At 72.0% G+C, this 26,796-nt stretch carries 25 protein-coding genes; 13 read left to right on the top strand and 12 right to left on the bottom strand.

Annotation, left to right across the window (positions count from 1 at the left end; all coding sequences use genetic code 11):
- The first annotated feature begins 113 nt into the window (after window positions 1-113).
- Together SD460_RS14260 and SD460_RS14255 are read left to right on the top strand one after the other, a co-directional pair.
- A complete protein-coding gene (locus SD460_RS14260; RefSeq protein ID WP_290056406.1) occupies window positions 114-1,295 on the top strand; it encodes an FAD-dependent monooxygenase in 1,182 nt (393 codons plus the stop codon).
- Between the two features lie 69 nt (window positions 1,296-1,364).
- Window positions 1,365-2,351, top strand: coding sequence for an MCE family protein (locus SD460_RS14255; protein ID WP_290056405.1), 987 nt, complete (start codon window positions 1,365-1,367; stop codon window positions 2,349-2,351).
- Here SD460_RS14255 and SD460_RS14250 read toward each other — a convergent pair.
- Genes SD460_RS14250 through SD460_RS14240 form a run of 3 tightly spaced genes read right to left on the bottom strand, consistent with a single transcriptional unit; the run spans window position 2,348 to window position 4,820 of the window.
- Complete coding sequence (locus tag SD460_RS14250) at window positions 2,348-3,160, bottom strand: class I SAM-dependent methyltransferase (RefSeq protein WP_290056404.1); 813 nt, start codon at window positions 3,158-3,160, stop codon at window positions 2,348-2,350. The genes SD460_RS14255 and SD460_RS14250 overlap by 4 nt on opposite strands.
- The gene (locus tag SD460_RS14245; RefSeq protein ID WP_318306229.1) at window positions 3,157-3,903 is read right to left on the bottom strand and encodes a class I SAM-dependent methyltransferase; all 747 of its coding nucleotides are present in this window, start codon (window positions 3,901-3,903) and stop codon (window positions 3,157-3,159) included. The genes SD460_RS14250 and SD460_RS14245 overlap by 4 nt, the downstream gene beginning before the upstream one ends.
- The gene (locus tag SD460_RS14240; protein ID WP_318306228.1) at window positions 3,903-4,820 is read right to left on the bottom strand and encodes a proteasome assembly chaperone family protein; all 918 of its coding nucleotides are present in this window, start codon (window positions 4,818-4,820) and stop codon (window positions 3,903-3,905) included. The genes SD460_RS14245 and SD460_RS14240 overlap by 1 nt, the downstream gene beginning before the upstream one ends.
- 171 nt (window positions 4,821-4,991) lie before the next feature.
- Here SD460_RS14240 and SD460_RS14235 point away from each other — a divergent pair, with 171 nt between their 5' ends.
- From SD460_RS14235 to SD460_RS14205, 7 genes are all read left to right on the top strand, one after another.
- Window positions 4,992-5,501 carry a PH domain-containing protein gene (locus tag SD460_RS14235; RefSeq protein WP_290056401.1) on the top strand — a complete coding sequence of 170 codons (510 nt, stop codon included), beginning with the start codon at window positions 4,992-4,994 and terminating at the stop codon, window positions 5,499-5,501.
- Between the two features lie 71 nt (window positions 5,502-5,572).
- On the top strand, window positions 5,573-7,033 hold the full coding sequence (locus tag SD460_RS14230; RefSeq protein ID WP_290056421.1) for a PH domain-containing protein: 1,461 nt from the start codon (window positions 5,573-5,575) through the stop codon (window positions 7,031-7,033).
- A gap of 79 nt (window positions 7,034-7,112) precedes the next feature.
- Window positions 7,113-7,808, top strand: coding sequence for a 3-keto-alpha-glucoside-1,2-lyase-like domain-containing protein (locus tag SD460_RS14225; protein WP_290056400.1), 696 nt, complete (start codon window positions 7,113-7,115; stop codon window positions 7,806-7,808).
- Window positions 7,809-7,919: 111 nt separating this feature from the next.
- Window positions 7,920-8,705, top strand: a complete 786-nt coding sequence (locus tag SD460_RS14220; RefSeq protein ID WP_318306562.1) for an IclR family transcriptional regulator — start codon at window positions 7,920-7,922, stop codon at window positions 8,703-8,705.
- Window positions 8,706-8,736: 31 nt separating this feature from the next.
- A complete protein-coding gene (locus SD460_RS14215; RefSeq protein WP_354670617.1) occupies window positions 8,737-9,240 on the top strand; it encodes a GNAT family N-acetyltransferase in 504 nt (167 codons plus the stop codon).
- A gap of 133 nt (window positions 9,241-9,373) precedes the next feature.
- Complete coding sequence (locus SD460_RS14210) at window positions 9,374-9,571, top strand: hypothetical protein (protein WP_072476601.1); 198 nt, start codon at window positions 9,374-9,376, stop codon at window positions 9,569-9,571.
- Window positions 9,550-9,987: a VOC family protein gene (locus SD460_RS14205; RefSeq protein ID WP_290056398.1), complete on the top strand. Its 438-nt coding sequence runs from the start codon at window positions 9,550-9,552 to the stop codon at window positions 9,985-9,987. Before SD460_RS14210 ends, SD460_RS14205 begins: the two co-directional genes overlap by 22 nt.
- 45 nt (window positions 9,988-10,032) lie before the next feature.
- Here the strand turns inward: SD460_RS14205 and SD460_RS14200 are convergent, their stop codons facing one another.
- On the bottom strand, window positions 10,033-11,301 hold the full coding sequence (locus SD460_RS14200; protein WP_290056397.1) for an aminotransferase family protein: 1,269 nt from the start codon (window positions 11,299-11,301) through the stop codon (window positions 10,033-10,035).
- A gap of 143 nt (window positions 11,302-11,444) precedes the next feature.
- Here SD460_RS14200 and SD460_RS14195 point away from each other — a divergent pair, with 143 nt between their 5' ends.
- Complete coding sequence (locus SD460_RS14195; protein ID WP_318306227.1) at window positions 11,445-12,050, top strand: hypothetical protein; 606 nt, start codon at window positions 11,445-11,447, stop codon at window positions 12,048-12,050.
- A gap of 3 nt (window positions 12,051-12,053) precedes the next feature.
- Here the strand turns inward: SD460_RS14195 and SD460_RS14190 are convergent, their stop codons facing one another.
- On the bottom strand, window positions 12,054-13,235 hold the full coding sequence (locus SD460_RS14190) for a CaiB/BaiF CoA transferase family protein (RefSeq protein WP_318306561.1): 1,182 nt from the start codon (window positions 13,233-13,235) through the stop codon (window positions 12,054-12,056).
- A 172-nt stretch (window positions 13,236-13,407) separates the two neighbouring features.
- Here SD460_RS14190 and SD460_RS14185 point away from each other — a divergent pair, with 172 nt between their 5' ends.
- A complete protein-coding gene (locus SD460_RS14185; RefSeq protein ID WP_290056394.1) occupies window positions 13,408-15,360 on the top strand; it encodes an NPCBM/NEW2 domain-containing protein in 1,953 nt (650 codons plus the stop codon).
- A gap of 127 nt (window positions 15,361-15,487) precedes the next feature.
- Window positions 15,488-17,410, top strand: a complete 1,923-nt coding sequence (locus SD460_RS14180) for an NPCBM/NEW2 domain-containing protein (RefSeq protein WP_318306226.1) — start codon at window positions 15,488-15,490, stop codon at window positions 17,408-17,410.
- Here SD460_RS14180 and SD460_RS14175 read toward each other — a convergent pair.
- Window positions 17,400-18,386, bottom strand: a complete 987-nt coding sequence (locus tag SD460_RS14175) for an ArsR/SmtB family transcription factor (RefSeq protein ID WP_318306225.1) — start codon at window positions 18,384-18,386, stop codon at window positions 17,400-17,402. The genes SD460_RS14180 and SD460_RS14175 overlap by 11 nt on opposite strands.
- Before the next feature lie 100 nt (window positions 18,387-18,486).
- On the opposite strand from SD460_RS14175, the gene SD460_RS14170 reads away from it, so the two are divergent.
- A complete protein-coding gene (locus SD460_RS14170) occupies window positions 18,487-18,726 on the top strand; it encodes a hypothetical protein (RefSeq protein ID WP_290049502.1) in 240 nt (79 codons plus the stop codon).
- Here SD460_RS14170 and SD460_RS14165 read toward each other — a convergent pair.
- The 6 genes from SD460_RS14165 to SD460_RS14140 all read right to left on the bottom strand — a co-directional run bounded on the left by SD460_RS14165 (window position 18,681) and on the right by SD460_RS14140 (window position 26,722).
- Window positions 18,681-19,358, bottom strand: a complete 678-nt coding sequence (locus SD460_RS14165) for a GntR family transcriptional regulator (protein ID WP_290049503.1) — start codon at window positions 19,356-19,358, stop codon at window positions 18,681-18,683. The genes SD460_RS14170 and SD460_RS14165 overlap by 46 nt on opposite strands.
- A gap of 4 nt (window positions 19,359-19,362) precedes the next feature.
- Complete coding sequence (locus SD460_RS14160) at window positions 19,363-20,148, bottom strand: SDR family NAD(P)-dependent oxidoreductase (protein ID WP_290049504.1); 786 nt, start codon at window positions 20,146-20,148, stop codon at window positions 19,363-19,365.
- A gap of 1 nt (window position 20,149) precedes the next feature.
- Entirely contained in the window at window positions 20,150-21,850 is a 1,701-nt protein-coding gene (locus SD460_RS14155; protein WP_290049505.1) for a hydantoinase B/oxoprolinase family protein, read from the bottom strand.
- On the bottom strand, window positions 21,847-23,880 hold the full coding sequence (locus tag SD460_RS14150; protein WP_290049506.1) for a hydantoinase/oxoprolinase family protein: 2,034 nt from the start codon (window positions 23,878-23,880) through the stop codon (window positions 21,847-21,849). Before SD460_RS14150 ends, SD460_RS14155 begins: the two co-directional genes overlap by 4 nt.
- Window positions 23,877-25,472: a thiamine pyrophosphate-binding protein gene (locus SD460_RS14145; RefSeq protein ID WP_438860530.1), complete on the bottom strand. Its 1,596-nt coding sequence runs from the start codon at window positions 25,470-25,472 to the stop codon at window positions 23,877-23,879. Before SD460_RS14145 ends, SD460_RS14150 begins: the two co-directional genes overlap by 4 nt.
- A 71-nt stretch (window positions 25,473-25,543) precedes the next feature.
- The gene (locus SD460_RS14140) at window positions 25,544-26,722 is read right to left on the bottom strand and encodes an NAD(P)/FAD-dependent oxidoreductase (protein WP_318306224.1); all 1,179 of its coding nucleotides are present in this window, start codon (window positions 26,720-26,722) and stop codon (window positions 25,544-25,546) included.
- Window positions 26,723-26,796 lie beyond the last annotated feature (74 nt).

Raw genomic sequence — 26,796 nt, 5'->3', positions numbered from 1 at the left:
CGCCATGTTAGCCACTCGATGTCTGCTTCACCGGCCGAACGGTCAGCGAATCGTGCGCGGACCGTCAGCGGCGCCGCGCAGTCTCGGATCACCACGACCGAGAGGAACCCCCGATGAAGACCGTGCTCGTCTCCGGGGCCGGCATCGCCGGCCCGTCCGCGGCCTGGTGGCTGCACCGCGGCGGCTACCGCGTCACCGTCGTCGAGGCCGCGCCCGCGCTGCGCCCCGGCGGCCAGGCCGTCGACTTCCGCGGTGAACAGGTCAAGCTGCTGGCCGCGATGGGCGTCCTGGCCGACATCCGCCGCCACGAGACGGCGATGGGCGACCAGACCGTGCTCGGGCTCGACGCGCGGCCCGCGCTGACCGTGCCCGGCGCCGCCTGGAGCGGCGAGGTCGAGATCCTGCGCGGCGACCTCGCGCGGATCCTCTACGACCACACGAAGGCCGACACCGAGTACGTCTTCGGCGACCGCGTCACCGCGCTGAACGAGACGGCCGACGGCGTCGAAGTCACCTTCCGCCACGGCGCGCCGCGCACGTTCGACCTGGTCGTCGGCGCCGACGGCGTGCACTCCGGGGTCCGCGCCGCCGCGTTCGGCCCGGAGCGGGACTTCCGGCACGACCTCGGCTTCGGCATCGCCGGCTTCACCGCGCCCAACCACCTCGGGCTCGACCACACCAGCGTCATGTACAACGAGCCCGGCCGCGGCGTGACCGTCGGCAGCCACCGGCTGGCCGGCGAGCTGCACGTCAGCCTGGTCTTCGCCGCCGACGGCGTCGAGTTCCGCCGCTCCCCCGACGAGCAGCGCGCCCTCCTCACGCGGTTGTTCGCGAACACCGGCTGGGAAGTGCCCAAGCTGCTCGAAGCGCTGCCCGCGGCCGACGACCTCTACGTCGACTCGATCAGCCAGATCCACCTCGACCGCTGGGCGAAGGGCCGGGTCGTGCTGCTCGGCGACGCCGCGTGGTGCGCCGGACCGGGCGGCTCCGGCACCGGGCTCGGGATGATGGGCGCGCAGGTGCTGGCCGGCGAACTCGCGGCAGCGGGCGGCGACCACGTGACGGCGTTCGCGAAGTACGAGGAGCGGCTGCGCAAGCCGGCGACCGTCGGGCAGAAGAACGGCAAGGGCTCGGGCACCTTCCTCGCCCCGCGCACGGCCGCGAAGATCCGAAGCCGCAACCGCGCCTACCGGATGATCAGCACCCGGTTGTTCGGCAAGGTGTTCGTCTGGATGACCGACCGCGCGGCCAACGCGGTCGAATACCGGGAGTACCCCGCGCTCACCGTCGCGTGAGCCGCCGATCTTCGTCTCATCGGGGGACTCGGCTGGCGGCCCGGCGTGGTGTGCGTCACCCTCGACGCCATGTCACCGCGCCTGGCCGCCGACGCCCCGGTCAGGACGGCGCTCGCCGGGCTGGCCGTGCTGGCACTGGGCATCGTGACGGCGCTCAACGCGCGGTCCCTGCCCGTGATCGGCGACGGCACCACGTACTCCGCCGAATTCAGCGAAGCGGCGGGACTGTTCGCGGGCAACGACGTCCGGATCGCCGGGGTCAAGGTCGGGCGGGTCACCGAGCTGAAGCTGCGCGGCGACCGCGTGCTGGTTTCCTTCAAGGCCAAGGACGTCTGGCTCGGCGACGCGACGGGCGCGGCGATCCGGCTCAAGACCGTGCTGGGCCAGAAGTACCTCGCACTCGACCCGGAGGGTGAGGGGACGCTCGACCCCGGGCAGCCGATCCCGCGGTCCCGCACCAGCGTCCCGTACGACATCCTCGCCGCGTTCGGCGAGCTTTCGTCCACTGTGGACAAGATCGACACGGCACGGCTGGCGAAGAGCTTCGACACGCTTTCCGCGACGCTCGCGAACACGCCGCAGAGCGTCCGCGCCGCGCTCACCGGGCTGTCGCGGCTGTCGGATTCCCTCGCCTCGCGCGACCAGCAGCTCGGCACGCTGCTGGCCAACACCAGGACCGTGTCGCAGACACTCGTCGACCGTGACGCCGCCGTCCAGCGGCTCCTCGCCGACGGCAACCGGCTGCTCTCCGAGGTGAGCGACCGCGAACAGGCGATCACCGCGCTGCTCGACGGCTCGCGGCAGCTCGCCACCGAGCTCTCCGGGCTGATCGACGAGAACGAAGCGCAGGTCGGCCCGCTGCTCGCCCAGCTCGACCAGCTGACGTCGATGCTGCAGCGCAACCAGGACGCGCTCGCCGCCGGCATCAAGGGGTTCGCGCCGCTGGTCCGGCTCGGCACCAACATCGCGGGCAACGGCCGCTTCATCGACGGCTACCTGTGCGGGCTGATCCTGCCCTCGGTCGGCCCGCTGAACGAGGAAGGCTGCCACGGCTAGGGTTTCGTGATCTTCACCGTCACCTGGTTGTCGCTGTAGGTGTAGGCGACGTACTCGAACTCGACGCCCGTGCGCTCGACGTACTCCGTCCAGGCGCGGTATTCGTGCCGCTTCCAGCCGGGGAAGTTGAAGAACTCGTCGAAGTGCACGATGCTGCCCGCGCGCAGCCGCGGCCCGCAGAGGTCGAGCACGGTCTTGGCGGAGCTGTAGAGGTCGCCGTCGACGTGCAGGAAGTCGACGTGCCCGGGGTGCTCGGCCAGGAAGCCGGGCAGGCTGTCGCCGAACAGCCCGACGACGAGCTCGGCACCGGGCACGTCCGGCAGGTCGTCGCGGGCGAACGCACCGGCGGGCATGCCGTTGAGCCACGCCTCGGGCAGCCCGTCGAAGGAGTCGAAGCCGTAGACCTCGCGGCCGCCGCGGGCGCGGGCGATGGTCCGCAGCGTGTTGCCGGACGCGACGCCGAACTCCAGCGCCATGCCGCCGCTTTGCGGTGCCAGCGACAGCGCGTACTCGAGCGTCTCCTTGGGCTTGCCGAAGTGCCGGGAGCCGACGAGGTGCTCGCGGGCGAAGACGTTGCTCTCGAGGGCGGCGTCCTGATCGCCGGCGTAGACGATGTCGCGGCGGCTGCGGATCTCGAACTCCACCACCCGATCGAGGACCCGGTCACCCTGGCGGACGACCTCCTCGCGGAGCTCCGCGGCCAGCCGGTTCAGCTGATCGGTGTACGGGTCGTCCACTTTGGAGGCCAGCGCGTGGAGCAGCTTGCCGAGGGTTTTCCTTGCCGGAAAACGGTTTTTCACGCGGTTCATCCCGGGACGGTACCCGACGCGATGAGCCGGAACCCCGCGTCCCACTCCGGGAGGGCCAGCAGCTCCTCGTGTTCCGCGTGCCACCGGCCGGATTCGAGGTCGGCGCGCAGCCGGGCCATCCCCCGCTCGACGGCCGCCGCCGGCGTCTGCGCGAGCGCCGAGCAGGCCCGCCGCACCGCCGGGTCCAGGTAGGCCTCCGGCCGCCGCCAGTGCGCCGGGAACACCCCGTCGGTGAAGTCCCACGGCACCGGCAGCGGGAGCACCGACGCCGCGCCCAGGTGGTCGGCGATCGCCGCCGCCGAAGGCCGCGAACGCTCCAGCGCCGCCACCTCCGGGACGTACTCCTGCACGAGCCAGAAGTCGTTGTGCCGCGCGGTGTCGTAGGCCAGTACGACCTGCCGGGGCGCGACCCGGCGCAGCTCGTCGAGCCCCCGGCGCCAGTCCGGCCAGTGGTGCACGGTCAGCACCGCCAGCGCGGCGTCGAAGCTCGAAGAGCGGAACGGCAGCGCCTCCGCGACCGCCCGCACGACCGGCGCCGCACCCGCCGCGCGTTGCCGGATCATCTCCGCCGACGGCTCCACCGCGACGACCCGCCGGGACGGCGGCTCGTACGACCCCGTCCCGGACCCGACGTCGAGCACGGAACCGGCGGTCCCGAGCGCGGCGAGCACCGGCGCGAGCCACCGCGGGTCGGTGCGCCGCCCCAGCACGTACCCGACCCCGATCTCGTCGTAGCGCGCCATCAGCGTTCGGGGCCGTCGCCGCCGTTCTGCTCGGCCAGGAACCGCTCGAACTGCGAGCCGAGCTCCTCCGCGGTCGGCATGTGCTCGACCGACTCCGCGAGCAGCGACCCCTTCTCCGAAGCCTCGACGAACGTGTCGTACTGCCGCTCCAGCGCGCGGACGACGTCGGCGACCTCGTCGGACTCCGCGACCTGGCGGTTGATCTCGGCGTCGGCCAGCTCCGCGGCCGCGCGCAGCTCGCCCTCGGCCAGGCTCAGCCCGGTCGCGCGGCCGAGCGCGTCGAGCACGACCAGCGACGCCGACGGGTACGTCGACTGCGCCAGGTAGTGCGGCACGTGCGCGGCGAAGCCGACGGCGTCGTGCCCCCACTCGCCGAGCCGGTACTCCAGCAGCGCGGCGAGGCTGCCCGGGACCTGCAGCCGGTTCGGCAGCGGCTGGTGCTCGCCGACCAGGTCCTTGCGGGTCGCGTGCGCGGTGACGCCGAGCGGGCGGGTGTGCGGCGCGCCCATCGGGATGCCGTGGAAGCCGGCGGTCAGCCGCACGCCCCAGCGCTCGACCAGGTTGCGGACCGCGAGGCAGAACCGCTCCCAGTCGTGGTCCGGCTCCGGGCCGGACAGCAGCAGGAACGGCGTGCCGTCGGCGTCGTGCAGCAGGTGCACGACCAGCTCGGGCGCGTCGTAGTCCTCCCAGTGGTCGACCGCGTAGGTCATCGTCGGCCGCCGCGAGCGGTAGTCGATGAGCCGGTCGACGTCGAAGCGGGCGACCACCCGGTGGTCACCGGTCAGCAGGTGCTCCGCCAGCAGACGGCCCGCCGAGCCGGCGTCCATGAACCCTTCGAAGTGGTGCATGAGCACCGCTCCGGTCAGGTCGGGGACGTCCGAGTCCACCTCGTACAGGTCGTCGGGATCGAGTCCCACCTGGTCCTCCTGCTTGCCGATAAGCGTCCTTCAAGCACAACACACGCGTGCGGGGATTCCATTCCGCCGACGGTGGCGCCGATCGTAACGGCACGCGATCGAGGCCGGACCGGATCGGCATCGTGACGTCTGTCGTGGGCACGCAAGTCTCCGATCGGGCACGCTTGAGTCGTGACCGAACACACCGCGAACACGGCGTTGCGGCTGCGGCCGCCGGCGCACCGGGTCAGCCGCCGGGCCATCGGCTACTGGACGGTGACCGCCGCGATCTTCTGGGTCCTGCTGGTCGGGCTGCAGACCGTCATCGTGGTGACCAGCGACGACCCGCCGTCGTTCCTGAGCGTGACGCTGGTGATCTCCTGCGTGCTGGCCCCGCTGCACCTGATCGTCATGCCCCAGTGGCGCTACCGCGTGCACCGCTGGGAGGTCACCGGCGAGGCCGTCTACACGCAGGCCGGGTGGCTGAAGCAGGAATGGCGGATCGCGCCGGTCTCGCGGATCCAGACCGTCGACATCGAGCGCGACCCCTTCGAGCAGCTGTTCGGGCTGGCGAAGATCACCGTGACGACGGCGTCCGCGGCGGGGCCGCTGCGCATCGCGGGGCTGACCCACGGACGCGCGCTGGAGCTGGCGGACGAGCTCACGAAGACCACCCAGGCCGTGCGCGGGGACGCGACGTGAGCACCGAGACCGTCGTGACCCCGCCCGCCGAAGGCACGCAGGACGCGCCCTGGCACCACCTCGACCGGCGCATGCTGCTCATCCGGCCGGTGCTGGACCTGGTGAAGTCGCTGCCGGTGCTGCTGGGCGCGCTGCTGTTCGGCCACGGCGAGCCGTGGCAGTGGATCGGGCTGGCGTTCACCGCGATCGCCGTGTTCACCGGCGTCTCGCACGTGCTGACCTCGCGCTACCGGATCACCGCGACGCAGGTCGAGTGGCACACCGGGCTGCTGCTGCGCAAGCAGCGCGCGATCCCCCGCGACCGGATCCGGACCGTCGACGTCACGTCCGAGCCGAAGCACCGGCTGTTCTCCCTCGCCGCGGCGCGGATCGGCACCGGGCGGCACTCGCACGGCAAGGGGCCGGGCAAGGACGAGCTCGTCCTCGACGCCGTGACGATCGCCGAAGCGCAGCGGCTGCGGACACTGCTCTTACACCGTAAGGCCGCGGCCCCCTCCGAAGAGGTCACCGCGCCGCCGGAGCAGCTCGTCGTCGCGGTCGACAAGAGGTGGCTGCGGTACGCGCCGTTCACGCTCTCCGGTCTCGCGGTGGTCGGCGCGGTGGTCGGCACCGTCTACCACTTCGCGCACGAACTGCACTTCGACCCGATCCAGTTCTCGCTCGTCCAGACCGTCGTCGGGCACTTCACCGACACCCCGACATGGCTGAGCCTGGTGCTGGCCGCCGCCGGGCTGGTGGTGCTCGTGTCGGTGCTGTCGGTCGGCGGGTACGTGCTCTCGTTCTGGAACTTCCGGCTCACCCGCGAGCCCGCCGGCACGCTGCACATCCGGCGCGGGCTGATCACGACGCGGTCGGTGTCGATCGAGGAGGACCGGCTGCGGGGCGTCGAAATCCGCGAGCCGCTGCCGCTGCGGGTGGCCGGCGGCGCCCGCGTCGTCGCCATCGCCGGCGGCCTGCGGGAGGGCAAGGGCGCGGACAAGGGCGGTGGCCTGCTGCTCCCGCCCGCGCCGCTGGCGAAGGCGCACGAAGTCGTCGCGGAGGTGCTCGGCGAGGACCCGGCCGCGACGCCGTTGACGCGCCACCCGCGCCGGGCGCTGTACCGGCGGATCTCCCGCGCCGTCGCCGGCGTGCTACTGCTCGCCGCGGCGCTCTACGGCCTCGCGTGGCTCGGCGCGCTGCCGGACTGGCCGTGGCAGGCCGCGCTCGGGCTGCTGCCGTTCGCCGCGCTCGTCGGCTGGGACCGCTACCGCGGCCTCGGCCACGCGCTCACCGGCCGCTACCTGGTGACGCGCTCGGGCTCGCTGGACCGTGGCACGGCGGCGGTCCGCTGCGACGGGATGACCGGGATCGTCGTCGAGCGCTCGTACTTCCAGCGCCGCGCCGGCCTCGTGACGGTGATCGCGCCGGTCGCCGCGGGCAAGGGCCGGTACCGGGTGCTCGACGTCGGGGAGGCCGACGGGCTGGCGCTGGCCGAGCGGGCCGTGCCGGGACTGCTGACGCCGTTCCTGACCGGTCAGCGGGACCGCGGTTGACGGCCCACCGGCGCCGCTCGTAGCGTGAAAATCCGCCGTCCGAAACGCAAGCCCCTCGCGTTCACGAAAGGACGGCAGGATGTTCCGGAAGTTCTCCGGTGTGCTCGCCGCGGCGATCGTCGCGGCTTCGGCGTTCGCACCCACCGCGGCGGCCGCGGAAAACCCGTACGGCGACCCGAACCTGGTCCCGATGTTCGACGGCACCGATTTGACCGCTTGGACGTCGTCCAAGCCCGGGCTGTGGAGCGTCAAGAACGGTGTCATCCACGGAAATGGGACCGCGCGCGGCTGGTTGTACTACAACAAACAGCAAGTCGGCACGTTTCGGTGGATATTCAATGTGCGCCAGGTCAAGGGCAACCACAAACCGACCGTGCTGATCTGGGGCACCGCCGACCCGATCCGCGACGCGCTGAGCGCCATCCAGTTCCAGCCCCCGAACGGCGGCCACTGGGACTACCGGCCGGGCCACAACGACGGTGGCGGGAAACTGTTCCGGCAGCTGCCGCACCCCACGATCGACATCGAGAAGTGGGCGCAGTGCGAGCTCATCGGGGACGCCGCCACCGGCGTGGCCCGGATGGCGTGCTGCCCGCTCACCGGAACGGCCGTCACCTGCAAGGGGGTCGAGGTCCTGCGGTTCACGGACAAGACCGCCGGCCGCATCGGTCCGCTCGCGCTGCAGGTGCACAACTCCGGCATCCAGGACGAGTACCGCGGTCTCTACGCCGAGTCACCGGTCGTGACGAGACCGGGCGAGTTCCTCACCCTCTGAACGGCGGGTCTTTCCCGGGTGGCGGAATACTGGCTTTCGTTTAACACAACGTGCTAATTTATTCACCCCGTGTGATAGCGAAGGTCGTTTTTGTCTCACCGAGAGGTCATGATGACGCCTGCCGTCAGTGCCGTCGACGGTTCCGCCACCTCCACGCCGCGCCGCACCCCCGGTGCCAGCAGTTCCCGCAAGGTCCTGCAGCTGCTGCTCGCCTTTTCCGAGAGACGCTGGGAAGCCAGCGTCGCCGAGCTCGCCGCGACGATCGGCACCCCGGTCGCGACGACCTACCGCTACGTGGCGCTGCTCAAGGAGCTGCAGCTGCTCGAAGAAGGCCGCGCCGGCCACTACCACCTGACCAGCCAGGTGATGCCGCTCGCGCGGGCCGCGCAGCTGGCGAACGACCTGGTGCAGCTGGCGAAACCGTCGATGGAGGAGGCCGCGCGGGAACTGGGCGAGACGGTGATGCTGTTCCAGCAGTTCGGCGACGCCGCCGTGTGCGCGGACCGGGTCGAGTGCGACCGCGCCATGCGGTTCACCTTCGAGCCGGGGCATTCGATGCCGCTCGGGCTCGGGGCGTCCGGCAAGATGCTGCTCGCCATGCTGCCCGAGATGGAACGCGACCGGCGGCTGCCCTCGATCGTCGAGCAGCGCGGCACCGCGATCCGCGACGAGCTGAAGCACGCGCTGGAGAACCGCTACTCGGTCAGCTCGGGGGAAATCGACGAAGGCGTCTGGGCCTGTTCGGTGCCGGTGTACACGCCCGGGCGGCGGCCCACGGTGCTCAGCATGGCCGGCCCGGCCGCGCGGATCACCGAAGAGGCCCGGCAGGGCGCGATCACCGCGTTGCAGGAGTACGCGACCCGGATCCAGCGGACCATCTCGTCTTATTCACTGTGAGAATCCCGCGCGAGCCCGTAGGAATGGCCGGGTGATCCGGCTCGCGCGCCCCGACGACCTGCCCGCGTTGATCGACGTCGAACGCGAGGCGGGCCGCCTCTTCCGCGACATCGGCATGACCGCGATCGCCGACGACGACCCCGGGTCGGTGGCGGAACTGGCGGAGTACCAGGCCGGCGGCCGCGCGTGGGTGAGCGTCGACGAGCACGACCGGCCGGTCGCCTACCTCGTCGCGGCGGTCGTCGACGGGCACGCGCACATCGAGCAGGTCTCGGTCCGGCCCGGGCACGCCCGGCGCGGGCTGGGCCGGGCGCTGATCGAGACGCTCGCCGACTGGGCGCGCGCCCGCGATCTCCCGGCGCTGACGCTCACGACGTTCGCGGCCGTGCCGTGGAACGCGCCCTACTACGAGCGGCTGCGGTTCCGGGTCGTCCCGGACGGTGAAATCGGCGACGGGCTGCGCGCGATCCGCCGTGCCGAAGCGGCCCGCGGCCTGGACGCCTGGCCGCGTGTCGCGATGATCCGACCGCTCTGACCTGCGGTTCTGCGACTTTCTCCCCTGGCCGGGGGATGCACTGGCGCGCACGGTCGAACATGTGTTCTACTGTGCGGGCCGGTCCCGGAGGGGGAAGCTCCGCGGGCCGGCCCACAGACTTCGGGAGGTTGTTGTGGCGGTCAAGATCACCCACCTGACGAACGGCCAGCAGGTCCGCTTCGCCAACGCCGACGGCGCCCGCCGGTACGCCGAAATCATGGGCGGCGGCGTGGACAAGTGGCGCTTCACGGTCGTCCCCGAGGACCCGGCGCTCCGGAAAATGTCGGACTCGGTCGTTAACGTGCCCGTATGGCGCATGACTTCCAGGTAGTGGTGGATTCGGCCGACCCGCACGTGCAGGCCGACTGGTGGGCCGAGACGCTCGGCTGGTCCGTGGAACCGACGGACGAAGGCTTCATCCGCGAGATGATCGCGAAGGGGTACGCGAAGGAAGAGGAAACCCGGACGTACCGCGGGTCGCTGGTGTGGAAGACGGGGGCGGCGATCCGGCATCCGGATTCGCCACCCGACGGCCCGCCACGGCGGATCCTGTTCCAGGAGGTCCCGGAGGGCAAGACGGTGAAGAACCGGGTCCACCTCGACGTCTGGGTCGGCGCGGACAACGTCGAGGCGGCGCTGGAGAAGCTGACGGCTCGCGGGGCGACGTACCTGCACCGCGGGCGGCAGGGGCCGCACAGCTGGGTGACCGTGGCGGATCCGGAGGGGAACGAGTTCTGCATTTCCTGAAGCGCGGGGCCGGCGGCGGACCGGGGGGTCGCCGCCGGCCTCGGCTCAGCTTTGCGCGGCCAGGCGGTCCAAGGCCTTCGGCAGCGCCGACGCGAGCAGGTCCAGCTCCGGCTCCGCCGCGATCAACGGCGGCGACACCGCGACCCCGCGGCCGAGGTTCCGCACGATCACGCCCTCGTCCCGGCAGGCGCGCTGCAGCTTCACCGGGGCACCCGGGTCGGCGGTCATGACGTCCGCCGTCAGTTCCACGGCCGCCAGGAAACCCAGGCCCGCGCGGACTTCCGCGACCAGCGGGTGCCCGGACACGCTCGACACCGCGTCGGCCAACGGCTTCTCCAGCTCGCGGCCGCGGGGGATCAGGCCGTCGCGTTCGTAGAGGTCGAGGGTCGCCAGGCCCGCCGCGCACGCCACCGGGTGGCCGGCGTACGTCGCGCCGTGGCGGAAGATCGGGGCGCCCGGCGCGCCGGTGAAGAACGGTTCCGCCACCCGCGGGGCCACGATCAGCGCACCCAGCGGGATCGTGCCGCCGGTGATGCCCTTCGCCGTCGTGATCATGTCCGGCCGGACGGCCCAGCGGTCGATGCCGAACCACGTGCCGAGCCGTCCCCAGGCCGCGATCACGCAGTCCGCGACGAACAGCACGTCGTGGCGGCGGCAGATCGCCGCGACCTCCTCGATGTACCCGTCCGGCGGCAGCAGCACGCCGCCCGCGCCGATCACCGGCTCGCAGAAGAACGCCGCCACGCGCTCCGCGCCGACGCGCTCGATCTCGGCCTCCAGCGCCGCGGCGCTGTCGAACGGGACGTGCGAGAAGTCCGGCGGCTGCGGGCCGAAGCCCGCCGCGTTGGCCGGGATGCCGCCGACCGCGGTGCCGAAGCCGTGCGTGCCGTGGTAACCCTGCGCCCGGCCGATCACGTGCACCTTGTCCGGGCGCCCGGTGTGCGCGAAGTACGCCCGCGCCAGCTTGACGGCGGTGTCGATGACGTCCCCGCCGCCCGAGCCGAAGAACACCTTCGAACCCGGCTCCGGCGCCAGCCCGGCGACGCGGTCCGCCAGCTCGATGGCCGGCTCGTTGGCGTTGTAGCCGAACAGGTTGTACGAGTCGAGCGTCCGCAGCTGCTTCGCGACGGCGTCGGTGATCTCCGGCCGCCCGTGCCCGAAGTTGGCGTACCAGAGCGAAGCGGTCGCGTCGAAGTACCGCCGTCCGGCGTCGTCCCAGACGTACGAGCCCTCGCCGCGCGTGATGACCATCCGGTCGCCGTCGACCGCGCCCATGTCGGCGAACGGGTGCCACAGGGCGTGCTGTGCTGACATCGCTCCTCCTCAGTCCTGCCCCCATCCCTACCAGGGCGAAGCGGCGAGCGCGAACACTCCATCGTGCACAGTTCGCGGCCCCGGACTGGCCGCGATGGCACCGCAACCCGTAACGGCGCTGCCGCTGCGGCGACCTGGAAGGGGTGCGAATCCCCTTCACGCGAGCAGATGAACAGCACCTCGGTCCGCTGGCCGAGTACGCGGCGCTGCGCGCGGAGATCATCCACTTGATGGACCTGCAGTGGAAGGTGACCGCCTTCCTGATCACCACCAGCGGCGCGGTGTTCGGCTTCGCGCTCACCTCGGCCGGCAGGATCCCCTTGCTGCTGATCATCCCGTTCAGCAGCAACATCCTCGCGTCTCGCTGGGTCGGGTGCTCGCAGCACGTCGAACGGGTGTCGCTGTACATCAGGAGCGAGCTCGATCCGTGCGTTCCCGGCGGCATCGGCTACGAGAAGTGGCTCCGCCGGACTCCCGACGAGCCGCTCGGCATCCGGCGCATGATCCGGTACGTGCAGGCCAGCCCCACCGGTGTCCTGTTCCCCGGGCTCGCGGCGGCGGCTCTCGGCTGCGTCGCGTGGTGGTTCCTGCGCTCCGGCCGCACCTGGTCCGACCCGGCCACCACCCCGGGCGTCGTCGCCTGGGCGACCGGAGCCGTGCTGACCCTGCTGAGCTTCCGGCTCCTCCGGGTCGCGGCGAACCGGCGGACCGTCACCGACTTCCTCCACTGGAGACCGACGGCGAGCTGAAGCTCAGTCCAGGAACTCCGCGATCTCCTCCGCCGAATACCCCAGCTCCGCGAGCACCTCCGAGGTGTGCTGCCCCAACGTCGGCGGCGCGGACGTGGGTCGCGCCGGCGTGTCCGACGCCTTCACCGGGAACCCCGTCCCCACGTACGTCCCCACCGTCGGGTGCGGCAGCCGGACCACCTGGTCGCGCGCCGCCGTCCACGGGTCCGCGTAGACGTCGTCGATCTCGTTGATCGGGGCCGCCGGGATGCCCGCCGCGTCGAAGGACTTCGACCACTCCGCCACCGTGCGCGTCGACAGCACCGGCTCCAGCAAAGCGTTCAACGAATCCCGGTTCGCGGCCCGCACCGCGTTCGACGAGAACCGCGGGTCCGCGGCGATGTCCAGCTCGAGCACCCCGCAGAACGCGTGCCACAGCTTTTCGCTGCCCACCGCGATGATCAGCCAGCCGTCGGCCGCGTGGTACGCCTGGTACGGGACGATGCTCGGGTGCGCCGAACCCATCCGGCGCGGGCGGGGCGCGTCGTGGAAGTGCGCTCCCGCGGCGTAGACGTGCCACGCCAGCTGACTGTCCAAAAGGGACACGTCGAGGTACTGCCCGCGGCCGGTGGTGTGCCGGGCCTGCAACGCCATCAGGACGCCGATGATCGCCCACGTCCCCGCGTTCAGGTCCGCCACCGGCAGCCCGACCTTCGCGGGCGCGCCGCCGGGCTCGCCGGTCAGGGACATCACGCCGCCGAGGGCCTGCGCGACCAGGTCGTAGCCCGCGCGGTCGCGGTACGGCCCGGTCTGCCCGAACCCGGTGATCGACACGTGGATGAGCCGGGGGTTCAGCTCGGACAGCGCCGCGTAGCCGATCCCCCACTTCTCGAGCGTGCCCGGGCGGAAGTTCTCGACGAGCACGTCGGCGCCGGCGACCAGCCGTCGCAGGGCGTCACGGCCGCGGTCGCTCTTGAGGTCGAGGACGATCCCGCGCTTGTTCCGGTTCGCCGCCAGGTAGTAGACCGCTTCGTCGCCGACGAACGGCGGGCCCCAGCCGCGGGTGTCGTCGCCGTGGCCCGGCGGCTCGACCTTCACCACGTCCGCGCCCATCTCGCCGAGGTACTGGGTGCAGTACGGGCCGGCCAGGATGCGGGACAGGTCGACGACCTTGATCCCGTCGAGCGGGCGGAATCCTTCGGGCATCAGCGGCTCCTCGTCGAGCTGGGCGGCCAGCCCCCTTTCTACCTCGCGCGCCATCGGAAATGGATTACCTACTAACGGACGTAGACGACAGTCACTCCCGTCCTGTTGATTGTTGAGTGAGTCTGTGCAGAGTTGCGCACTCCTGGAGGGATTTATGCGTCGTCTTGGTGGAATGGCGGCCGTGATAGCCGTCTGCGCCACAGTCGTCACTGTCCAAGCCACCCCCGCGGCCGCCGCCGAACCCCAGTACTTCGCCGCCCAGCGCGTCGGCGAACGCCCGCCGATGGGCTGGAACAGCTGGAACAAGTTCGGTTGCGAGATCGACGAAAACCTCATCCGCGGCGCCGCCGACGCGCTCGTGTCGACCGGCCTGAAGGACGCGGGCTACCAGTACGTCAACATCGACGACTGCTGGGCCGAGCAGAACCGCACGGCCGACGGCAAGCTCGAGCCGAACCACGAGCGCTTCCCGCACGGCATCAAGGCGCTCGCCGACTACGTCCACGAAAAGGGCCTCAAGCTCGGCATCTACACCAGCGCGGGCACGCTGACCTGCCAGAAGACCATGCCCGGCGCGCTCGACCACGAGGAGGCCGACGCGCAGTCGTTCGCCGACTGGGACGTCGACTACGTCAAGTACGACAACTGCAACAACCAGGGCCGCCCGGCGATCGAGCGCTACACGAAGATGGGCGACGCGATCAAGAAGACCGGCCGCCCGATGATCTACGCGCTCTGCGAGTGGGGCGAGAACGACCCGTGGACCTGGGGCCGTGACGCGGGCGCGCAGCTGTGGCGCACCACCGGCGACATCAGCGACAACTGGGGCAGCCTGACCGGCATCCTCGACCAGCAGGTCGGCCTCGAGAAGTACAGCGGCCCCGGCGGTTGGAACGACCCGGACATGCTCGAAGTCGGCAACGGCGGCATGACCGACGTCGAGTACCGCGCGCACTTCTCGTTGTGGGCACTGCTGAACGCGCCGCTGCTGGCCGGCAACGACCTGGCCGCGATGACGCCGGCCACCAAGGCGATCCTGGAGAACAAGGACGTCATCGCGCTCGACCAGGACTGGGCCGGCGTGCAGGGTCACAAGATCCGCGACGACGGCGACACCGAGGTCTGGGCGAAGCCGATGTCCGACGGCTCGGCCGCGGTCGTGCTGTTCAACCGCGGCTCCGCGAGCGCCGCGATGTCGACGACGGCGAAGGAGCTGGGCCTCGAGGGCCACAGCTTCCGCGTCCGCGACCTCTGGACCGGCACCGAAACCGAGACCGCGGGCACCCTCCGGGCCGCCGTCCCGGCGCACGGCTCGGCCACTTTCCGCGTCTGGCCGGAGCGGAAGCCGTCCGGCGCGCCGCTGACGACGCTCGCCCTGCCGAACCCGGACTACGTGCCCGCCGACCGGCCGCTGACCACCACGCTGAAGGTCACCAACGACGGCAGCACGCCGATCGCGCAGCTCCGCGCGAGCATCGCGACCCCCGCGGGCTGGAAGCTGCGCGGCCCCGGCGCGTTCACCGTGCCGGTCGTGCCGCCGGGCAAGACGTGGCAGCAGAACGTCACGTTCGAACCGGTCGCGCCTGCAGGTGCGCGCGTCACGCTCACCGCGAAGGCGAGCTACCTTACGCTGTACGGCCAGCGCAGCCTTACGTCCGAAGGCAGCTCACCGCTGGTCACCCGCCCGGCCGCGGGGACGACGGCGCTGTCGAAGGCCGCGTGGATGTCGTCCGACAACGGCTGGGGCCCGGTCGAGCGCGGGACCAGCAACGGCGAAGCCCAGGCGGGCGACGGGCACCGGATCACCATCGCCGGCGTGGGCTACGACGACGGGATCGGCGCGCACGCCCCGTCGAGCGTGCGGATCTACGTCGGCGGGGCCTGCACGTCGGTCGGCGCGCTCGTCGGCCTGGACGACGAGAACTCCGGCGGCAGCGCGGGGTTCCGCCTCCTCGGTGACGGCAAGGAGCTCGCCGCCACCGGCGTCCTGCACCCCGGAGACAAGGCGCAGCCGCTCGAAGCGCAGCTGTCCGGCGTGCAGGTGCTGGAGCTGGCCGTGACCGACGGCGGCGACGGCAACACCAACGACCACGCCGACTGGGCGAACGCCGCGATCACCTGCTGAGCAAGGGAAAATCACGCACCGCCCGCCGCCCCCGGCCACCCGGCCGGGGGCGGCACTTCTCCCCTCATGCCCGGTTCGTCCCCGATGCACCCTGGAGCTCTTGTCCGCGCTCCTGGGAAGGGAAACTGTGCGAAGACTGGGTGTCCTGCTGCTCACGCTCCTCGGCCTGACCACGGCGGTCGCCGCGCCCGCGGCCGCCGACGAGCCGCTCCTCGCCGCGACCCCGCCGATGGGGATCTCGTGGTCCCGCGGCTGGAACCAGTGCCCGCGGATCGACGACGCCAAGGTCCGCGCCGCCGTCGACATGCTGGTCAGCACCGGCCTGAAGGACGCGGGCTACACCTACGTCAACATCGCCGGCTGCTGGGCGCTGCCGACGCGTGCCGCCGACGGTTCGCTGCGCCCGGACACCGCGAAGTACCCGGACCTGCCGGGGCTGATCGCGTACGTGCACGCCAACGGGCTGAAGTTCGGGCTGTACAGCGGAACCGGCGCGCAGGTCTGCGGGCGCGCGATGCCCGGCTCGCGCGACCACGAAGAACAGGACGCGCAAACGTTCGCGGCCTGGGGCGTCGACTACCTCGCGTACGACACCTGCGGCGGCGAGAACGGCGTCGGGGCGGCAGCCAAGAAGATGAGCGACGCGCTCAAGAGCACCGGGCGGCCGATCCTGCTCGCGATGATCGACACGATGGGGAACAACTACCGCCAGTGGGAGTGGGCACCCGGCGCGGGCGCGCACACGTGGCAGCTCGCGAGCGACCTCCCGGAACCACTCACGAGCGTGATGCAGGCGGTGGACAAGCAGCCGTCGCTCGCCGGGCTGACCGGTCCCGGCGGCTGGAGCGATCCCGGCTACCTCAACTTCAGCTTCCTCGACCCGGCCCCGCGGCGGACGCAGTTTTCGTTGTGGGCGCTGCTGAACGCGCCGCTCATCCCCAACGAGTCGTTCCCGCTGGACACGATCGCCAACCGGGACGTGATCGCGGTCGACCAGGACTGGTCCGGCACGCCGGGCCGCAAGGTCCGCGACCTGTCCGACGGCGAGGTCTGGGCGAAGCCGATGTCCGACGGCTCGGTCGCGGTGCTGCTGCTCAATCGCGGCTCGTACGCGCGGACGATCCCGTTCGACCTCGCCGAATCCGGCGTCGCGGCGGCGCCCGCCTACCGCGTCCGCGACCTCTGGGCCGGCACCGAACTGACCAGCACCGGCACGCTGCGCGCGTCCGTGCCCGCGTTGAGCAGCGTGTTCTTCCGCGCGTGGCCGGGACAGCCGTCGGCGGCCGACCCGCTGGTGACGCTGGGCGTGCAGCTGCCGGAGGGCTTCCTGGCGGGGCAGCCGGTCGACGGCACGGTCACGCTGACCAACGACGGCGACACCCCGATCACCGACGCGCGGTACGCGATCACTGTCCCCGCCGGGTGGCAGCTCGACGGCGACGCGCAGGTCGACGTCCCGCGCGTCTCGCCGGGCAGCACGGTCACGCGGGAGATCACGCTGCGGCCGACCGCGGCTCCGGCCGCGAAGCTGACGGTCGGCGCGAGCGGCGGCTACACGAGCGCGCTCGGGACGCGTACCGCGGCCGGTTCGGGCGAGGCGCCACTGGTGACCGCGCCGCCGGCCGGCACGACGACGTACCTGTCGACGCGGCCGTGGCTCTACTCCGAGAACGGCTCCGGCCCGGTGGAACGCGGCACCGTCGCCAACGGGCGGGCGATGTCGATCGGCGGCGTCGGCTACCAGCCGAACAGCGGGGTCGGCGTGCACGCGCCGTCGGTGATCCGGCTGTACCCCGGGGGCGCGTGCAAGACGTTCTCGGTGCAGTTCGGCGTCGACGACGTCTCGAGCCCGCAGGCCACCGTGACGTTCCGGGTCCTGGGCGACGGCCGCGAGCTGTACGCGACGGGCATCGTCCGGCCGGGCGCGAAGGCGCAGAAGCTGACGGTCCCGGTCACCGGGGTGCGGCAGCTGGCCATCGCGGTCGACGACGGCGGCGACGGTTCGGCGGGCGAGTACGCCGACTGGATCTCGCCGAGCGTCACCTGCTGACGTCCCCGTCCAGGAGGACGACGGCCTGCGCGGTCCGCCGGTACAGCACGTACCGCCCGTCCCGGGCCTTGCTGACCAGCCCGGCGCGGTGCAGCGCGCTCAGGTGGTAGGAGACGGTGCCCGGGCTGTACCCGGTCCGGGCGGCGAGTTCGGCGGTCGGCCGGGCGGTGTCGAGGTCGGCCAGCAGCGCCGCCCGGGCCGCGCCGACCACCGGCGCGAGCCGCCCGGGCGGCCGGTCCGAGCCGGTGCCGATCCCGAGCGCGGGGTAGGCGAGCACCACCTGGCCGGGCACGTCGACCTGGATGCTCGTGCCGGGCCAGCTGAGCACGCCGGGCGCGAGGACCAGCTCGCGGCCGGCGACGTCGACTTCGCCGTCGAACGGCTTGTCGAGGGTGATCGCGTCGCCGGCCCAGCCGATGGTGGGGTGCAGCGACGCGAGCGCCGCGCCGACGCCGTGGGTGGCGATGGTCGTCGCGCGGTGGGCGATGTCGCGGTCGACGACCGGGTGCAGCGCGGCCCAGTCGTCGGCGAGCGCGTCCCGCCAGAACCGGGCGAGGCCGCCGGCCAGCCGTCGCGGCATCGACCCGGACTCCGCGATCCGGCGCGCCCCGATCGGCAGCGGCCGGTGCCAGTGGACCGCCGTGTAGGCCAGGACCTGCGCCTCGAGGTCGTCCTGCGTGGTCGCCTCGATCCGCGCGATCTGCTCGTCGAGCAGGTCGGCGGGCCGGGTCGCCGTCCCGGGCTGCGGGGTGAGCAGGTCCGGGGTGTAGACCTCGCCGGGACGCGGCAGCAGGTCCAGCAGCAGGGCGACGTCCGGGTGGGCGAGCGACGCGCGGGCGACCGGGCCGGGATCGCCGAACACCGGGTGGCGTCCCGCGTCGGCGGTGAGCTTCAGCCAGGCCAGCGACTCCGCGGCGAGCGAGGGCGAGAACCGTGTCCTGGCCACCGTCTCGGCGTCGACCCGCAGCGTGAACACCGACCGACGGTAACAGGGGATCCGGTGGATTTGAACCGGCTCGAATCCTTTCCGGTGCGGCCCTCCCCCGCGGTTGAGTGGGCTGGTGCTCCCAGGACGCGTGACGACCGCTGCGGCCGTGGCCGTCGTGCTGCTCGCCGTCGCGCCGCCCGCATCGGCCCGTCCCGCCCCGCCTGATTACGCCGTGTGTTCCGTCGTCCGGACCGTCGTCATGCTCGGCTGGTCGGCCGGCGCCGACGGGATCCACCGCGTCACGGCCTCTCCCCGGCCGTACGCGGTCACCGTCGCGTTCCCCTACGAGCTCAGCTCCAGCAACCGGTTTTCGGCGTCGCGCAGGTAGCGGTCGAGCGCGGCCGCGGCGGCGTCGAACCGGCCGCGGCGCAGGTCCCGCAGGATCCGCTCGTGGCAGTCGAGGAACGGCTCGTAGAACTCCCGCGTGTTCTCGTTGAGCACGAAGAACAGCCGCGTCTCGGCGAGCACCTGGCGCATGGTCGCGGACAGCCGCTCGCTGCCCGCCAGGTCCGCCAGCGCCTGGTGGAAGTGGATGCTGGCGGTGCCGACCGCGGGCCAGTCCTCGGCGGCGGCCGCCGCGCGCCCGTCCGCCAGCGCGCGCTCCAGCCCAGACAAGTCCACAGTGGACAGTTCGGCGGCGCGGCGCAGGGCACCGCACTCGGTGGCGCGGCGGACGACGTAGAGGTCCTCGATGTCCTCTGTGGTCAGTTCCCGCACGAACACCCCGCGGTTCAGCTCGTGCACGGCCAGCCGCTCGTGGGCCAGCAGCTGGAACGACTCGCGCAGCGTGTTGCGCGAGACGCCCAGCGCCGAGCTGATCACCGGCTCGGACAGGCGTTCACCGGGGGCGAAGACGCCGTCGGTGATGTACTGGCGCAGGATCGCCGCGACCCGCTCGGCCGTGCCGCTGCGTTCCAGCAGGTGCCGCTCGCTCCCCAGGCCCGAGGCATCGACGGTCACGGCACTACCCGACGCCCAGGTCGAACTCGAGGCTGTACCGGTTGCCCGGCATGGCGCCCGCCGCCTTCGCGCCGTCGATCGGCAGGACGACGCCGTTGATGAACCTCGATTCGTCGCTCGCCAGGAACACGACCGCCTTCGCGACCTCCCACGCCTCGCCGACGCGCGCCGCGGGGGTGCTCGCGACCAGCTGGTGCTGCTTGGTTTCGAACTCCTCCGGCGAATTCAGGGTGCTGCGCAGCATGTCGGTGTCGATCGCGCCCGGGTTCACCGTGTTGGCCCGGATGCCCTGGTGCGCGTGGGCGACGGCAATCGACTTCGTCAGCCCGACCAGCGCGTGCTTGGTGGCGTTGTAGACCGGGTCGCCGGGCCGGCCCATCACGCCGCCGTTCGACGACGTCGTGACGATGCTCCCGCCCCGCTGCTCGATCATGTGCGGCAGCACGGCGCGGGTGCCGAGGAAGGCGGCCCGGACGTTCAGCGCGAAGATGTGGTCGAACTCGGCCAGCGTCGTGTCGGCCAGCGGCTTGCCGAGGTGGATGCCGACGTTGTTGAACAGCACGTCGATGCGGCCGGCTTCGGCGATGACGCCGTCGACGAACGCGGCCACGGCGGCCTCGTCGGTGGCGTCCACTGTGGAGTGCCGGTACCCGTCGACGTCCTCCGCGGGCTCGCGGATGTCGGAGGAGTGGACCGTCGCGCCCTCGGCGAGGAACTCCTTGACCGTGGCGAGGCCGATTCCCCGCGCACCGCCGAAGACGACCGCCACCTTGCCGGCCAACCGACCCATGTCACTTCCCCGCTCTCAGTCGTGCTGTCTGCTCTTCGTCCACCGCGTAGTCCTCCGGCAGCCGGACGAGCGCGTCCGGCTCACCGAGGTACCGCACCGCGACGCCGTACACCTCGCGCGCCGCCGCCACCGAGACGTACCCCTCGACGACGTCGGCGAGGACCATCGCCACCGGCCGTTCACGCGGCGGCCCGTAGCCGCCACCGCCGGGCAGCGTGACGTCCACAATAGACTCGGGTGCCAGTGTCACCCGGCTTTTCGCGGGCAGGTCGGCGCCTTCGCGCAAACCGAACCGTCCGGGTGCTCCCGCGGTCCCGCCGTCCACTCCGGACGCGGCGGTCCGCACGCGGTCGACGTTCCCGTTCACGCTCCAGGAATCCCCGCCGCGTGACCCCATCGTGGTCACCTGTCCGAGTCCGCCGCGCCACCGGCCCGCGCCACCCGAATCCGGCCGCAGTGCGCGGGAAAACTGGACCAGCGGCGCCATCGTCTCGATGACTTCGGTCGGCGTCGACCGCAGGCCGCTGGGGAATCCCGTGGTGGTGAGCCCGTCCTTGCCGCGCCGGGCGCCCATGCCGCCGGTCTGGAAGACGTTGAGCATGAACCCGGGCCCCCGCCAGATGGTCATCCACAGCGCGTCCGCGCTCGGGGCGATCGCGGTCCCGGGCAGCGCGCCGATCAGCAGCGACGGCAGGAAGTGCCCGATGAGGTGCCGCGACGCGACCGGCGCGGGCGGCAGGCAGTTCAGCACGGACCCTTCGGGCGCGGTGACGTGCACCGGCCGGAACGACCCGGCGTTGTGCGGCACCTCCGGCGAGATCGCGGCCTTGACCGCGAAGGACGCGTACGCCCGCGTGTAGTTCAGCACGACGTTGATCCCGCGCCGGCTCTGCGGCGACGAGCCCGCGAAGTCGAGGTGGATCTCGTCACCGTCCACAGTGGCCGTCACGCGCAGGACGACTTCTTCGTCGTCGAAGCCGTCGGTGGCGATTTCGTTGGTGTAGACGCCGTCCGGCAGTTCCCGCAGCGCGTCCCGCAGCGCCTTTTCGGAGCGGTTCATCAGCTCGGCGGCGATTTCGTCGAGGGAGTCGAGACCGAATTCGGCCAGCAGCCGCAGCAGGCTGGCGGCGCCGACCTCGTTGCCGGTGACCTGCGCGTACAGGTCGCCGATGGTCTCCTCCGGCGTCCGCACGTTCGCCCGGATCAGCCGTTCCAGATCGGTGTTGACCGCACCGGCGCGCAGGAACTTCAGGATCGGCAGCCGAAGACCCTCTTCGAAGACCTCGTGAGCCTCGGCGGACACCAGCCGCCCGCCGATGTCGGGCGCGTGGCAGCAAGAAGCGAACCAAGCGACGAGCCGGCCGTCGCGGAACACCGGCGTCGCGACCGTGATGTCGTTGATCTGCCCGGCGGTCTGCCACGGGTCGTTGGTGAGCAGGACGTCCCCGGGTTCGAGGGTCTCCGGCGGGTACGCCGCGACGAAGTGGTGCATGCCGGTCGCCATCGCGTTGATGTGCCCCGGCGTGCCGCCGACGGACTGCCCGATCATCTCGCCGCGCGAGTCGAACACCGCGCAGGCCAGGTCGAGCGATTCACGCACCACGGCGGAGAAAGCCGTGTTCACCAGCGCGTTCTGCTGTTCGGCGAGGATCGAGTGCAGCCGGTTTCCGAACAACCCGACCAGGATGGGGTCGACGCTCACACCGTCACCTCCAGCGCGGCGTCCTCGCGGACGACGCAGTGCGCGCCGGGCGGGACGAGCACGGTGGACTCGCGTTCTTCCACGATGGCCGGTCCGTCGATCCGCGTCCCGGGTTCGAGCCGGTACCGGTCGAAGACCGCCGTGTCGACAAATCCACCTGCACTGGGGAAGTACGCTTCGCGCGTGCCCTTGCGCGCTTCACCCCCGGCGGCCCGCACCTTAAGCCGTAAGGTGACGTCCGGCGCCGGTCCGCTCGACACGACCCGCCAGTTCAGCACCTCGACGCCGACCTCGGGACCGGTCCGCCGGTAGAGCGCGCGGTAAGTCCGGGTGAACTCGCCGATGAGGGTGTCGGGCCAGCTGCCGCCGTGCACCGGGACGCGGATTTCGTAGCCCTGCCCGGCGTAGCGCATCTCGGCGATCCGGCGGTGCGTCACGTCTTCGACGCCGGACTTCGTCAGCAGCGCTTCGCCCTCGGCCTCCATCTCGGCGAACAGCGCGTCGACCTGTGCCGAGGCGAGGTCGTGCACAGCCGCGCGCGCCGAGCGCACGAAGTCGAACGCCAGCGGCGCGGTCAGGAACCCGGCCGCGCTCAGCACCCCGGCGGCGGGCGGCGCGACGACCGACGGCGCCCCGAGCGCCCGCGCGACCCCGGCGCCGTGCACCGGACCCGCGCCGCCGAAGGTGTACATCGGCAGCTTCCCGGGGTCGTGCCCGCGTTCGACGGCGTGCACCCGCGCGGCGTTGGCCATGTCTTCGTTGACGCTGGTGTGGATGCCCCAGGCTGCCTCTTCGACGCTCACCCCGAGCGGGTCGGCGATCTTCTCCCGAAGCACTGCTCTCGCACCCTCGGCGTCGAGACGCATGCCGCCGCCGAGGAAATAGCCCGGGTCGAGGTAGCCGAGCACCAGGTCGGCGTCGGTGACCGTGGGCTCGGTGCCGCCGCGGCCGTAGCAGACCGGCCCGGGCTCGGACCCCGCCGAGTCGGGCCCGACGGTCAGCAATCCCAGCGCGTCGATGCGCGCGATCGACCCGCCGCCGACACCGATCTCGATCATGTCCGTGACCGGCACCTGCACCGGCAGCCCGGAGCCGGGCCGCAGCCGGTACTTGCGGTCCACCTCGAACTGGTGCGTGACGAGCGGCGCGCCGCCCGCGATCAGGCACAGCTTCGCCGTCGTGCCGCCCATGTCGAAAGCCAGGAGGTTGGCCGGACCGACCGCGGCCGCCGCGAGCGCCCCGCCCGCCGGCCCGGACTCCAGGATGCGGATCGGGTGCCGGGCCGCGGTGTCGACGGTCGCCAGGCCGCCGTTGGACAGCATGATGTGCGGCGCCCCGGCGATCCCGAGCCGCCGCAGCCGGCGTTCGAGGTCGCGCAGGTAGCGCTCGGTGAGGTCCTGGACGTAGACGTTCGCGACCGTCGTCGACGCGCGCTCGAACTCGCGGATCTCGGGCACGACGTCGGAGGAGAGCGCGACTCGCAGCTCCGGCGCGACCTCGGCGAGCAGTTCCGCCACGCGCCGCTCGTGCACCGGGTTCGTGAACGCGTGCAGGAAGCAGACCGCGACCGCTTCGATTCCGCGTGCGGCGAGTTCCCGCCCGAGCCTTACAACGTAAGCTTCGTCGAGTGCGGTCCGGACGGATCCGTCCGCGAGGATCCGCTCCGGAACGTCTAAGCGCAGGTGCCGCGGAACCAGCGGCGCGGGCAGTTCGAGCTGCAGGTCGTACAGCTCGTACCGGTGCTCGCGGCGCATCTCCAGGACGTCGCGGAAGCCGGCGGTGGCGAGCAGCGCCGTCCGCGAGCCGGTGCGCTCGATCAGCGCGTTGGTCACCAGCGTCGTCCCGTGCACCACCCGCGTCACGCCGGAAGCAGCGATCCCGGCGTCCGCGAGCAGCGCGGCCAGACCTTCCTCGACCGCGCGCGCGGGCTCGTCGTGCGTGGTCAGGACCTTCCCGACGGCGGCGATGCCGGCGTCGTCCACCGCGCAGAGATCGGTGAACGTGCCACCGATGTCGACGCCGATCCTCATGTCCGGTACCACCGCGGCGAGGTGTTGAGCGGCGGCTTCAGCTTGGCCTTCACCACCAGAACGTTCGGCTCGTCCGACTCGACGAACTCACCCAGCAGCCGCCGGAACGCCCGCCCGAAGCCGGACACGCGGTCCGCGTGCACGCCGAAGGACCGCGCCAGACCGACGAAGTCCGGGCTGTCCCAGTCGACCCCGCGGTGCGGCACGCCTTCGCGGTCCTGGTCGTAGCGCAGCATCCCGTAGCCGCCGTCGTCGACGAGCACGACGGTGACCGGCAGCTGCTCCTGCGCGAGCGTCGCGAGGTCGCCGCAGCCGTAGAGGAACCCGCCGTCACCGGTGATGCAGATGGCCCGCCCGGTGCCGGCCGCCGCCGCGCCGAGCGACGCCGGGAAGCCGTAGCCGAGGGTGCCCCAGCCCATCGGGTAGGCGAGCTTGCGCGGCGCCCGCACCCGGTGGAAGCCGCCGACCCAGTACCCGGCGACGCACATGTCGGACACCAGCACGGCGTCGGTCGGCAGCACCTCGTCCAGCGTGGACAGGAAGTCGTAGGCCTGCGGCTCCTCGTCGCGGATCCGCTGGCGCACCCGGCGGCCGATGCCGGCCAGCCGCAGCGTGATGTCGTCGAGCCCCGGCCGCTGCTTGGGCAGCAGCCGTTCGACGATCGAGCGCGCGTCCCCGACCAGCGTCAGGTCGGGCGGGTAGTTCTTGGCGGCGTCGTCGGCGTCGACGTTGATCGCGATCAGCCCGGCCGGCTTCGGCATCCGCCAGTTCTGCGTCATCAGCCCGTCGAAGTCGGTGCCGATGGCGAGCACGACGTCGGCCTCGTCCCACAGCTCGCCGACCTCCGGCGTGTGCACCGGGTTCGGCGCCAGGCACGGGTGGTCCAGCGGCAGCAGGCCGCGCGCGCCGAAGGTGGTGATCACCGGAGCGGCGAGCTTCTCCGCGAGCGCACCGATCGCGTCGCCGGCCCCGGAGCGCAGCGCGCCACCGCCGGCCCAGATCAGCGGGTGCCGCGCGTCGGACAGCATCGCCTCCGCCCGCGCGAGGTCCGGAACGTCGACGTCGGGCTTGCGGTGCGGCGCGGGCGGACGTCGGTGCGGGACCGTCTCGCGCAGGTAGTCGGTCGGCACGCCGAGGTAGACGGGCCCGCTCTGCGGCTGCAGCGCGAGCCGCGCCGCGCGGTGCACGGTGGTGCCGATCTGGTCGGCGGCCCGCACGGTGAAGCCGCCCTTGGTGACCGGCGCGAACATGGCCTGCTGGTCCGAGGTCTCGTGCAGCACCCCGCGGACCACGCCGGGCCGCCGCAGCGTCGACGGGATGTCGGTGGCGATGACGAGTACCGGAGCCGCGGAGGCCATCGCTTCGCCGACCGCGCCGAGCGTGTTCGCGGCACCGGGACCGGTGGTCACGAGCGCGACGCCGAGCTTCCCGGTCGCGCGCGCGTACCCGTCGGCGGCGTAGCCCGCGGTCTGTTCGTGGCGCACCCCGACGAGCTTGATGCCGGTCTCGGACAGCGCCTCCCACAAAGGCAGGTTGTGCACGCCCGGGAGGCCGAAGACGATCTCCGTCCCGAGCGCTTCAAGCGCGTCCACCAGCTCCCGAGCACCACTCACAGCCACGGCGCGGATACTGCCAGATCGTTGAACGATCTGGCAATCGGCCCCTAGACGATGTGGTGCTCCACCGGTGCGGTAACGGCGTCTTCGAACCGCCGGACGTCCAGCGCGCCGATGTCCACCGACGTCGGACGGCCCAGGTAGAGGTCCCGGACCAGCTCGCCGGTCGCCGGTCCCATCTGGAACCCGTGCCCGGAGAAACCGGTCGCGTAGAAGAACCGCGACAGCAAGACGCTTTCCCCCACGATCTGGTTGCGGTCCGGCGTGACTTCGTACAACCCGGCCCAGGCGGTCCGGATCCCGGCGTCGAGCACGGCGGGGATCCGGCGGCCCGCCACCTCGGCGAGCCGGGGCAGCCACTCGCCCGCTTCGTAGCGCGTGCTGAAGCCGGGGAAGCCGTCGTCCTCGCAAACGGACATCGCCAGACCTGCACCTTCGCGGTGGAAGTAGAACGCCGACGGCAGCTCGATGGTCAGCGGCAGCGATTCCGGCAGTCCGGGCACCGGCCCGGTGAACACGACCTGCCGCCGGAACGGCCGCACCGGCAGGTCCAGACCGGCCAGCTCGCCGACCTGCCCGGACCACGCGCCCGCCGCGCACACCACCGCGCCGGTCCGGACGAACCCCGCGGTCGTGCGGACACCGGACAGGACGGCACCGTCCCGTTCGATGCCGATGACGTCGACACCCGTGCGCAACTCCGCGCCGCACGCCCGCGCGGCTTTCGCGTAGCCCCGCACAACGGCGTCCGGCGTCGCTTTCGCGTCGTCCGGAGACCAGAGCGCGGCGACGACCCCGTCCGTCTCGAGCAGCGGGAGCACCCGCTTCGCTTCCGCGGGCTCCAGCAGGTGGCTGCGAACGCCGTACTCCCGTTGCAGCTCCGCGCACTGTCCGATTGCGGTCACGTCCGCCGGGTCGGTGAGCAGGTACAGGTAGCCGTCCCGGCGGAAGTCGATCTCGACGCCGAAGTCGCGCGCGAAAGCGCTGTACGCGGCGAGCCCGCGCAGCCCCAGCTCGACGTTCACGCGACTGGTGAACGACGACCGGATACCGCCCGCGGCCTTCGCCGTCGAGCCCTCGCCCAGCCCGCCGCGCTCCAGGAGCAGCACGTCGACGCCGGCTTCCGCCAAGCGGAACGCGCAGCTCACCCCGATCACACCGCCGCCGATGACGACGCACTCGGCCATCGGTGGCAAGGACGTTTCCCCCGCGCCGCGGACGGTCATACTCGCCAATGTAGAACGTGATCCACCCACGGCGGCCGAGCGCGTAGGCTCGGCCTGCCGAGTGCGGAAGGTGA

This window comes from Amycolatopsis solani (assembly GCF_033441515.1).
Classification (GTDB): Bacteria; Actinomycetota; Actinomycetes; order Mycobacteriales; family Pseudonocardiaceae; genus Amycolatopsis; species Amycolatopsis solani.
The sequence above is the reverse complement of the archived record's forward strand: the minus strand, read 5'-3'. Positions and strand labels throughout refer to the sequence as shown.